The sequence below is a fragment of the Streptomyces sp. NPDC054840 genome (assembly GCF_053611065.1).
Genome location: NZ_JBSGZP010000256.1, coordinates 1 through 9,495 on the forward strand (window position 1 = coordinate 1; position 9,495 = coordinate 9,495).

9 protein-coding genes and 1 other RNA gene are annotated in these 9,495 nt (G+C 74.4%); 4 read left to right on the plus strand and 6 right to left on the minus strand.

The window, feature by feature from the left end; genetic code table 11:
• Nucleotides 1-15: 15 nt before the first annotated feature.
• The gene (yaaA, locus tag ACWGIU_RS19375; RefSeq protein ID WP_453707384.1) at nucleotides 16-819 is read right to left on the minus strand and encodes a peroxide stress protein YaaA; all 804 of its coding nucleotides are present in this window, start codon (nucleotides 817-819) and stop codon (nucleotides 16-18) included.
• 113 nt (nucleotides 820-932) lie between these two features.
• Between yaaA and ACWGIU_RS19380 the strand changes: the two genes are divergently transcribed.
• Nucleotides 933-2,375: an RNB domain-containing ribonuclease gene (locus ACWGIU_RS19380; RefSeq protein WP_453707386.1), complete on the plus strand. Its 1,443-nt coding sequence runs from the start codon at nucleotides 933-935 to the stop codon at nucleotides 2,373-2,375.
• A 14-nt stretch (nucleotides 2,376-2,389) separates the two neighbouring features.
• On the opposite strand, the gene ACWGIU_RS19385 is transcribed toward ACWGIU_RS19380, so the two are convergent.
• Together ACWGIU_RS19385 and ACWGIU_RS19390 are read right to left on the minus strand one after the other, a co-directional pair.
• The gene (locus ACWGIU_RS19385; protein WP_453707388.1) at nucleotides 2,390-3,226 is read right to left on the minus strand and encodes a hypothetical protein; all 837 of its coding nucleotides are present in this window, start codon (nucleotides 3,224-3,226) and stop codon (nucleotides 2,390-2,392) included.
• Complete coding sequence (locus tag ACWGIU_RS19390) at nucleotides 3,223-3,957, minus strand: MerR family transcriptional regulator (protein WP_453707390.1); 735 nt, start codon at nucleotides 3,955-3,957, stop codon at nucleotides 3,223-3,225. The genes ACWGIU_RS19385 and ACWGIU_RS19390 overlap by 4 nt, the downstream gene beginning before the upstream one ends.
• A 77-nt stretch (nucleotides 3,958-4,034) precedes the next feature.
• Here ACWGIU_RS19390 and rnpB point away from each other — a divergent pair.
• Together rnpB and ACWGIU_RS19400 are read left to right on the plus strand one after the other, a co-directional pair.
• Nucleotides 4,035-4,436: RNase P RNA component class A (rnpB, locus tag ACWGIU_RS19395), an RNA gene on the plus strand.
• Nucleotides 4,437-4,604: 168 nt separating this feature from the next.
• Nucleotides 4,605-4,952: a hypothetical protein gene (locus ACWGIU_RS19400; protein WP_453707392.1), complete on the plus strand. Its 348-nt coding sequence runs from the start codon at nucleotides 4,605-4,607 to the stop codon at nucleotides 4,950-4,952.
• Nucleotides 4,953-5,017: 65 nt separating this feature from the next.
• Here ACWGIU_RS19400 and ACWGIU_RS19405 read toward each other — a convergent pair whose 3' ends face one another.
• Genes ACWGIU_RS19405 through ACWGIU_RS19415 form a run of 3 tightly spaced genes read right to left on the minus strand, consistent with a single transcriptional unit; the run spans nucleotide 5,018 to nucleotide 7,946 of the window.
• Nucleotides 5,018-6,346, minus strand: coding sequence for a bifunctional RNase H/acid phosphatase (locus ACWGIU_RS19405; RefSeq protein WP_453707394.1), 1,329 nt, complete (start codon nucleotides 6,344-6,346; stop codon nucleotides 5,018-5,020).
• A complete protein-coding gene (locus ACWGIU_RS19410; protein WP_453707400.1) occupies nucleotides 6,346-7,089 on the minus strand; it encodes a zinc ribbon domain-containing protein in 744 nt (247 codons plus the stop codon). The genes ACWGIU_RS19405 and ACWGIU_RS19410 overlap by 1 nt, the downstream gene beginning before the upstream one ends.
• Nucleotides 7,086-7,946, minus strand: coding sequence for a Nif3-like dinuclear metal center hexameric protein (locus tag ACWGIU_RS19415; RefSeq protein WP_453707396.1), 861 nt, complete (start codon nucleotides 7,944-7,946; stop codon nucleotides 7,086-7,088). The genes ACWGIU_RS19410 and ACWGIU_RS19415 overlap by 4 nt, the downstream gene beginning before the upstream one ends.
• A gap of 317 nt (nucleotides 7,947-8,263) precedes the next feature.
• On the opposite strand from ACWGIU_RS19415, the gene ACWGIU_RS19420 reads away from it, so the two are divergent.
• Complete coding sequence (locus ACWGIU_RS19420) at nucleotides 8,264-9,340, plus strand: hypothetical protein (protein WP_453707398.1); 1,077 nt, start codon at nucleotides 8,264-8,266, stop codon at nucleotides 9,338-9,340.
• The last annotated feature ends 155 nt before the right edge of the window (nucleotides 9,341-9,495 follow it).

Below are 9,495 nucleotides of genomic sequence, written 5' to 3' on the forward strand. Positions count from 1 at the left end.
GCACCGCACCGCGCGTCAGTGGTGGATCTGCGTCACGACCACATCGAGGGACCAGGCCTTCGCCGGCTTCGCGGGGGCCTCGGCCTCGACCGTGTACCCCAGGTCCCGCAGGGCCGTGACCAGTTCGGCGGGCGAAGTCGGCGCGGCCCCCGCCGTCAGCAGGTCCCGTACCAGCCGCCCCTTCGTCGCCTTGTTGAAGTGGCTCACCACGGACCGCTTCTCCACCCCGTCCACCCTCTGCGAGTGCAGCACCCGGACGGTCGCGGTCCGCCCCGCCACCTCACCCTTCGGCTTCCACGCGGCCCCGTACGCCGCCGACCGCAGGTCCAGCACCGGCCCGTCCCCGGCCGCCTCCGGCATGACCTCTGCCATCGGCCCCCGCCAGTACGCGCCCAGCGCGCCCAGTCCGGGCAGCCTCACTCCCATCGAGCAGCGGTACGAGGGGATCGCGTCGGTGATCCGCACCGCGCCCCACAGCCCCGAGAAGACGAGCAGCGCCTCCTCGGCCGACGCCCGCGCCGCCACGGGAAGGTCGGCCAGGCCGAGCGCGTCGTAGAGCACGCCCGTGTAGATCTCGCCCGCCGGACGGGCCCCCGCCGTACGCAGCTCCGTGTTCTTGGCGACCTCGCCGCGCAGGCCCTCGCTCAGGCCCAGGACCTCGCGCGCCTTCAGCTCGTCGGCGGCGCACAGCTCGACCAGCTCGTCCAGCACCGCCGCACGGGCCGGGGCGAGACCGGGCAGGGACAGCGCCTCCGGCTTCAGGGGCGCGCCGGAGCCGCCGGCGGCCTTTCCTTCGGACGGCGGCAGCAGCACGAGCACGGTGGTTCTCCTTCGGTACGACGTCGCAGGGGGTGCGGCCCCCGAGCCAGGGTAGACGTCCGCGCCCCGCGCTCGCCGTGCCGTCCGGGCCCGCCGCCCCCTACGCTCGACACATGCCACGCCGTCAGATGCACATGACCGGCGCAGACGGGGCTGCTCTGCGAGCCGCGCTGCGTGAACTGCGGACGAAGCTGGAGGTGCCCGGGGTGTTCCCGGCCGCCGTCCTCGCCGAGGCCGAGCACGCGGCGGCGCATCCCCGCCTCCCGGACCTGGACAGTACGGACATCCCCTTCTTCACGATCGACCCGCCGGCCTCCGTCGACCTCGACCAGGCCATGCACCTGGCGAAACGCTCCGGCGGCGGCTACCGGGTCCACTACGCCATCGCCGACGTCGCCGCCTTCGTCACCCCCGGCGGCGCGCTCGACGCCGAGGCCCACCGCCGCGTGACCACCCTCTACTTCCCCGACGGGAAGGTCCCGCTGCACCCGGCCGTCCTCTCCGAGGGTGCGGCCAGCCTGCTGCCCGACCAGGTCCGCCCGGCCCTGGTGTGGCGGTTCGACCTGGACGCCGACGGCCGGGTCGAGACCGTCGACGTCCGCCGCGCGCTGATCCGCAGCCGGGCCGGACTCGACTACGACGGGGTCCAGAAGGCCATCGACGCCGGTACGGCGGAGGAGCCGGTCGCCCTCCTGAAGGACATCGGCCGGCTCCGCGAAGCCCTGGAACAGGCGCGCGGCGGCATCTCCCTCAACGTGCCCGAGCAGGAGGTCGTCGCGCACGACGGCACGTACTCCCTGGCCTACCGTGCCCCGCTGCGGGCCGACGGCTGGAACGCGCAGATCTCCCTGATGACCGGCATGGCCGCGGCCGATCTGATGCTGGCCACCGGGACCGGCATCCTGCGTACGCTGCCCAGCGCCCCCGACGGCGCGGTCGGCAAGCTCCGGCGGACGGCGAAGGCCCTCCGCATCGACTGGCCGCACCACGTGCCGTACGCCGAACTCGTGCGCTCCCTGGACCCGCACCGCCCGGCCCACGCCGCCTTCCTCCAGGAGTGCACGGCCCTGCTGCGCGGCGCGGGCTACACGGTCTTCACCGGCGGCGACAGCCCCGACCCGGCGATCCATTCCGCGGTGGCGGCCCCGTACACGCACTGCACCGCCCCGCTGCGCCGGCTCGTCGACCGCTACGGCGGGGAGTTGTGCCTGGCGGCGGTGGCCGGGACGGAACCGCCGCCGTGGGTCCTGGCGGCCCTTCCCGCGCTCCGGGACGAGATGGCGCGGGGCAGCCGGCTGGCGAACACGGTCGAACGGGAGTCCGTGGACCTGGTCGAGGCCGCCGTGCTCAAGAACCGCGTCGGGGAGACCTTCGAGGCCACGGTCATCGACGTCAAGGAGGGGGAACCGCTGGTGGGCACGGTCCACCTGGAGGACCCGGCGGTGGTCGGCCGCGTCCGGTCCACCACGCTGGACCTGCCCCTGGGCGACCGGATCCGGGTCCGGCTGACGGAGGCCCACCCGGGCACGTCGAAAATCCTCTTCGCGCCCGTCTGAGGGCGGGACAGCTTTCAGGGGGTGGCGGGCCCCCGGCGCAGGGCGGTGACCAGCGCGCGCGGGTCGTCGGCGTGGAAGCGGACGGTCCGGGCCTCGCCCGTGGCTCCGAGCGGCCGGGTGAAGCGGAGCGGCCTGTTCAGGTCCAGGGTGACGGAGGTCTGGCTGCCGACGACGAGGTCGAGCACCCCGCCCTCGGACAGCGTGACCAGCCGGCCCTCGGGGTAGCGCCGATCCACCCTGACCTCCGCCACCGCGTCCGGGGGGACGGCCAGGTCGAACAGGGCCCCGTAACGGATCCGCAGGGACCCGTCGGGTCGGATCACGTGGGGCCGGGTCACGCACGCGGCGTGCAGGGCGAGGACGAGCAGGATTCCGTACACGTCCAGCACCAGCACCACCCGGTGCACCGCCGGCCAGGGGATGAGCAGGGCCAGGGCGACGGTCTCGGTCACCGACACGAAGAGCATCCCGTACATCAGGGCCGTCTGCGGTCCGGTGTACGCGGCGGCGAGGTCCCCGGGGCGCACCCCGTGCCTTCCGCCGACGACCCACCGGCCGAGGGAGGCGGTCGCACGCAGCTCGTGCAGCACCAGGCGCCTGACCTGTACCGGGACCACGGCCCGGCCCGCCGCGCGGCGGGCCGCCCGGCGGCCCGCGCCACGGGCGCGCTCGGCGGCGTAGAGGCCGTGCAGGACCGAGGCCTCCAGCAGCAGCACGCCGGCGAGGAGCGCCTCGGTGGCGACGAGCACCCGTCCGGGCAGGCGCAGCCCGGCCGCCAGGCACACCACGAGCACCAGCTCCGCCGGAACGACGGCGGTGACGGCGATGCGCGCCGCCCGTATGCGGGTCATCCCCGCCCCCTCTCGATGAACGCCTCCATCACGAGGCGGACGACTTCGGCCTGCGCGGGTGCGTACTCGGCGAGCAGCGCCTCCTTGAAGCCGGTCACGACCACCCCGTCGGCGGGGATCGCGGCGAACACCTCGTCGGGGACGGCCGCCACCAGCTCCGCCGCCAGGGGCGGGATCCGCGGGTCGTCCACGGGCGCGTCGGCGAGCTCGTCGAGGCGCACGTACAGCGCGAGCACGGCGGGATCGGCGGCCAGCGGCCCGAGCGCGGCGTAGACCTCCTGGCCGCCCACGCCCGTCGCGTCGAGGAGGGTCAGGTGTTCCCGGTCCTTGGCGGCGGCCGGCGAGTCGGTCCGCGGCGCCTTGGCCAAGAGCGCGGCGAGCCCGGGCGAGAGGGGCTCCGCCTCCCCCGGCCGGGCGGCGAGCAGCACGGCGAGACGGCGCCGCCGCTCCTGGATCTCGGCCTCCTGCCGGGCGAGGTCGGCGTCGAGTTCCTCCAATACGTCGGCCAGTTCGCGTCCGGCGTCGTCCGCGAGGACGTTCCGCACCTCGTCGAGGCCGAGCCCGAGCTCGGTGAGCCGGCGTACGCGGGCCAGCAGGACGGCGTCGCGGAGGCCGTAGGACCGGTAGCCGTTGGAGCGCCGCTCCGGTTCCGGGAGCAGCCCGACATGGTGGTAGTGCCGGATCGCCCGGGTGGTGACCCCGACGACCGCGGCGATCTCTCCGATCCGCATGCCCCCAGTAGAAACCCTGCCGCTGCGTCAAGGTCAAGCCACGTCGGCGCCACGGGTAACATGGTCGCCACGGCAGACGAGTCGGCCGGACGGCCGCGTCGGGGTCCCAGGATCCCGCCGAGGAACGTCCGGGCTCCACAGGGCAGGGTGGTGGCTAACGGCCACCCGGGGTGACCCGCGGGACAGTGCCACAGAAAACAGACCGCCAGGGGCTTCGGCCCCCGGTAAGGGTGAAACGGTGGTGTAAGAGACCACCAGCGCCTGAGGTGACTCAGGCGGCTAGGTAAACCCCACCCGGAGCAAGGTCAAGAGGATCCGTCCCCGGACGGGTCTGCGCGAACGATCGAGGGCTGCCCGCCCGAGTTCGCGGGTAGACCGCACGAGGCCGGTGGCAACACCGGTCCTAGATGGATGGCCGTCTCCCCGGCGACCGCGAGGTCACCGGGCGACAGAACCCGGCGTACAGGCCGGCTCGTCTGCCTTCTCCACGCCCGTTCGGGCCGGCTGGATCTCCCGGCCCGTCCCGCTCGGCGGCGGCCCGGCCCGGCCCGGCCTTCCCGGCGAGCGCGGACGCCGGCCCGCCACCGCATCCGGCCGTCCGCGCCTGCACCTGTCGGTGGTCCGGGCGATGCGGCACTCTCGGCCATATGACCGATCACCCCGCACGCGCGGCCGCGGCTGCCGCGCACATGCGAGACCTCGCCGAAGCGACCACCGACCCCCGCAATGCCTACGCGAGCCCCGCCGAGATCACTGTCGTGACCGGGAGCCTTCGCGAACTCGCCCACCAGCTCGAAGACGCGCTGCGCCATCTGGAGGTCCACATCGGACGGCGTGACGCACGGGACTGGGCCGGACCGGACGGGGAAGGGCCCCACCCGAACGCGCGGCAGGCGCGCGGCGCCGTCCAGTCCGCCCAGGCCCAGGCACGGAACATGGTCCGCGCCCTCGACCGGGCACTGGAGAACCTCGGCCGCTCCAAGCCCGCGCCCTGACCCGGACGAGGTACGGGTCCCCCGCCGGCGGGCTGCCGTCGGCGGGGGCCTCGCACCGGCGGCGCCTACCGCAGGTGCGCGGTGTCGTTCAGGAGGCGGACCGAGGCGTTGCCGTCCGCGTAGTAGGCCACCGCCGACAGGGAGGCCGCCGAGAGTTCCATGCGGAACAGGGCTTCCGGCGGGGCGCCCAGGGCCAGGCGGACCAGGATCTTGACCGGGGTGACGTGGGTGACCAGCAGGACCGTGCGGCCCGCGTGCGTGGACAGCAGGCGGTCGCGGGTCGCCGAGATCCGGCGGGTGGCGGACATGAAGCTCTCGCCGCCGCCCGTCGGGGCCGCCTTCGGGGAGTCCAGCCACGCCTGGAGGTCGTCCGGGAAGCGCTGCTGCACCTCGGCGAAGGTCAGGCCCTCCCACGCCCCGAAGTTCACCTCGCGCAGGCCCTCTTCGACCGTCACGGTGAGGCCGAGGCGGTCCGCGACCGCCTGCGCGGTCTCCCGGCAGCGGCGCAGCGGGGAGCTGATGACCGTCTGGACGGTGCCGCGGGCGGCCAGCGTCTCGGCGACCGCGGCGGCCTGCCGCAGGCCCGCCGGGGACAGTTCGGGATCGCTGCCGCCGCTGCCGGAGAAGCGCTTCTGCGGGGTGAGGGCGGTCTCGCCGTGCCGCAGCAGCACGAAGGTGGCCGGCGCCCCCATGTCCGCGCCCCAGCCGTGGCTGCCGACGGCGACCGCCGGGGCATCGGCGTCGAGGCAGGGCTCGATCGCCTCCGTCAGGGCCTCGGCGTCGGCGAACAGCGTGTCGGAGAGCTCCTGGGCCGCCATGGCCGTACCTCCGGAGGCGGTGACCAGGGCCGCACGGACTGCCGCGGCACCCTTCGTCGCGTCCCCCGGCGGGCCCACCGGCGCCGGCGGGGTGGCCAGGGCGCGTGCCGCGCCGTGGTCGAGGGCGGCCGTGGACACCGAAGGCTCCCAGCGCATGCCGCGCTTGCCCGCGTCCATCGCCTCGTTCGCGAGCCGGTCCGCGTGCTTGTTCTGCTCGCGCGGGATCCACTCGTACGTCACCTGGGCGCGCGGCAGGATCCGCGCGGCCTCGGCGGCGAGCGGCTTCATGTCCGGGTGCTTGATCTTCCAGCGGCCCGACATCTGCTCGACGACCAGCTTCGAGTCCATCCGGACCAGGACCTGCGCGTCGGAGGCGAGCTCACGGGCGGCCTCGAGCCCGGCGATCAGGCCCTTGTACTCGGCGACGTTGTTCGTCGTGACGCCGATGAACGCCGCGCGTTCGGCCAGCGTCTCGCCCGTCGCCGGGTCGAGCACCACCGCGCCGTAGCCGGCCGGCCCCGGGTTGCCCCGGGACCCACCGTCCGCCTCCACGACGAACCGGACGAGCCTCTGCATCAGATGCCCGAGTCGGCCGTACGGACCAGGATGCGGCCGCAGTTCTCGTGACGTACGACCTGGTCGCGGGCCGCGGCCTTGATCTCGTTGACCTCGGCCATGTCGAGCTCCAGCCGGCAGCCCTCGCAGCGGCGCTGGTAGAGGCGCGCGGCACCGACCCCGCCCTGCTTGACGCGGATCTTCTCGTACAGCGCCATCAGGTCGGCCGGCATGGACGCGACGATGACCTCGCGGTCCTTGGTGATCTTCGCGACCTCGGTGTCGATCTCGGAGGTCGCCGCGTCACGGCGCGCGGTGGCGTCCGCGGTCTTGGCCTCCAGGGCCGAGACGCGCTCGGTCAGCTCGGTGACGCGCTCCTGCGCACCCTCCAGACGCTCCATGACCTCCAGGACCACGTCCTCCAGGTCACCCTGGCGCTTGGCGAGGGAGACGACCTCGCTCTGCAGGTTCGCCAGGTCCCGGGCCGAGATGCCGACGCCCGAGTCGAGCCGCTGCTGGTCACGGACGGCGCGCTGGCGCACCTGGTCCACGTCCTGCTCCGCCTTGGTCTGCTCACGCGCGGTGTCGCTCGCCTGGGTCTGGGCGGCGACGAGCAGGTCGCGCTGCTGCGCCAGGTCCTTGGTGAGCGAGTCGAGCTCGGCGTGCTCGGGCAGCGACTTGCGCTTGTGGGCGAGCTGAGACAGCCGGACGTCCAGGGCCTGGACATCGAGAAGTCGGATCTGGTCGGCGGGCTCGGCGTTCAGTTGGGGGCTCCAGAGATAGAAGGGGGTGTGACGGACGGCGCGTGGGCCGTCCACGGGTCGGTGACCGTGCGCGAGACGTGGGTCCGCAGACCCCAGCCGTGGCGCTCGGAGATCGCGTCGAGCTGCGCGGCGGCCTGCTCGCACCAGGGCCACTCGGTGGCCCAGTGGGCGGCGTCGACGAGGGCGAGCGGGCGGCTCGTCTCGCGCGCCTCGGACGCCGGGTGGTGACGCAGGTCCGCGGTCAGGAAGACGTCCACACCGGCGGCGCGGACCTGCTCGAAGAGGCTGTCGCCGGAGCCGCCGCTGACGGCGATGCGGCGGACCGGCATGTCCGGGTCGCCCGCCACGCGGATGCCCTGGGCGGTGGGCGGCAGCCAGGCCGCGGCGCGGGCCGCGAACTCGCGCAGGGTCTCGGGGTGGTCCAGTTCGCAGATCCGGCCGAGGCCGCGACGGCCTTCCGGATCGGTCGGGTCGGGCACCAGCGGGCCGGTGATCCGCAGGTCGAGGGCGCCGGCGAGGGCGTCGGAGACTCCCGGCGCGGCGGTGTCGGCGTTGGTGTGGGCGACGTGCAGCGCGATGTCGTTCTTGATCAGCGTGTGCACGACCCGGCCCTTGAAGGTGCCCGCCTCGACGGTGGTGGTGCCCCGCAGGTAGAGGGGGTGGTGCGTGATGATCAGGTCGGCGCCCAGCTTCACCGCCTCGTCGGCGATCTCCTGAACGGGGTCCACGGCGAACAGCACCCGGGTGACCTCGGCGTCCGGGTCGCCGCAGACCGTTCCGACGGCATCCCACTGCTCGGCCCGCGAGGGGGGCCAGAGAGCGTCCAGCGCGGCGATGACTTCAGAGAGACGGGGCACAGGCCAAGGCTACCGTCCGGGGCGACCGTCCCGGTCAGGACAGCTCTGCCGGCCGGAGCCCCGACCCTTCGGGTCGGACATACCGGAATATTTCCGAGCTCCGCCCTGCCCCCGGCCCTGCCGCGGGCCCTGCCCGGGACGTGCTCCGGACCTGCCGCGGGCCCTTCCACAGGCCCGCGCCCCGATGCCGAACAGCACAAACGCCTCGTCCACCACACATGAATCGCCGACCGGACACCCGTTTGTGTGAAGCGGTGTTGGTGGTGTTGTTCGCCGTGATGCCCGAAAACTAGCTTCCCCTCCGGAGGTGCCCACGGATGACTGTCTGTGCCATCGAAATGACGACCACGGCCGCGTTCACCATCGCCGCGGACGGCTCGTACGCCGCCCGGCTGGCCGGGGAGGGCGACGCTCTCTACGCGGAGCGCTGGACCCTTGCCGGGCCCGAGGCGTACGCGGTACCGCTGCCGCTCGCGCAGCCCGAGGAGGCGGACAGCGAGGTGCTGCCGCTGGCCGACGGGCGGGTGCTGATCCACCGGCGGGTGGCGCAGCGCCACGCCTTCGCACTGCTGTACCCGACGGGAGCAGAGGCCGGGCCGAGCACCGGGGAGCTCCAACTGGGCGGGGTGGACGCGCGGGAGGGCGTACGGGTGCGCCTGCTCCCGCCGTGCCCGGCCGGATCCGGTGCCTTCGCCCTGGCCGCGGAGGACACCGTGACCACGGTCTGGCAGGTGGCCGGGGGCCCGGCGGGGCCGCAGCCCGTCGCCCGGATCCCGGGACGGTGCTCGGGCGGCGTCTGGCTGGACCGGGCGGGCCGGCTGCTGGCCCTGGACCGCGAGCTGGAAGGCATCACCAAGGCCGTCGCCGTGGACCTGGGGCGCGCCGAGGTGTCCCCGCTGCTGCAGATCACCGAGGACAGCGACGACCGGCTGCTGCTGGCCGACCCGGACAGCGGGCTGCTGCTGATCCGCTCCGACGCCCCGGGCACCTCACGCCTCGGCTGGGGCGTGCTGGGCAGCTCCCTGCCCGTCCGCTTCCCGGAGTGCCTGGCCCGGCTGGGTGACGCCCGCCCGTTCGCGGTCCAGCCCGGCCAGTCCCTGATGCCGGAGACCTGCGGGGTGGCGCTGCGGCTTCCCGAGGGCGGCATCGGGCTGTGGCGCCCCGCCGACCGGCACGCCGTCCGGCACGCCGCCCCGGCGGGCTGGCTCGGCGGGAGCGGCCTGTGGAGCGCGCAGGGCCGCCTGCACCTCCCGTACGCGACCCCCGAGGTGCCCTGCGGCATCGTCGGCCTGGACCTGCCGCTCTCCCCTCCTCCGCCGGTGGTCCTGGACCCGCCGACGCCGACCGCCCCCCGCCCGGTCCCGCTCCAGCAGGCACCGCTGGCCGGGCGCTGAGGGCTGTCCCGTGATCCCCGGTGGATCAGCGCACGGCGTCGGATGCGGTGCATCGCAAGGCGGAGGCGCGTCTGCATACCGGTCGTATTCTGGCGCTCCGACAACGCGGCGAGGTGCCGTAGCCGTCGTCGTGCGCCCGCCGGGGATCACGGGAC

What these genes read in the sequence shown, in the direction of transcription:
- ACWGIU_RS19380 (WP_453707386.1), top strand. Translation starts at nt 933, where the DNA reads ATGCCACGCCGTCAGATGCACATGACCGGCGCAGACGGGGCTGCTCTG.
- ACWGIU_RS19405 (WP_453707394.1), bottom strand. Translation starts at nt 6,346, where the DNA reads ATGCAGAGGCTCGTCCGGTTCGTCGTGGAGGCGGACGGTGGGTCCCGG.
- ACWGIU_RS19390 (WP_453707390.1), bottom strand. Translation starts at nt 3,957, where the DNA reads ATGCGGATCGGAGAGATCGCCGCGGTCGTCGGGGTCACCACCCGGGCG.
- ACWGIU_RS19420 (WP_453707398.1), top strand. Translation starts at nt 8,264, where the DNA reads ATGACTGTCTGTGCCATCGAAATGACGACCACGGCCGCGTTCACCATC.
- ACWGIU_RS19385 (WP_453707388.1), bottom strand. Translation starts at nt 3,226, where the DNA reads ATGACCCGCATACGGGCGGCGCGCATCGCCGTCACCGCCGTCGTTCCG.
- ACWGIU_RS19400 (WP_453707392.1), top strand. Translation starts at nt 4,605, where the DNA reads ATGACCGATCACCCCGCACGCGCGGCCGCGGCTGCCGCGCACATGCGA.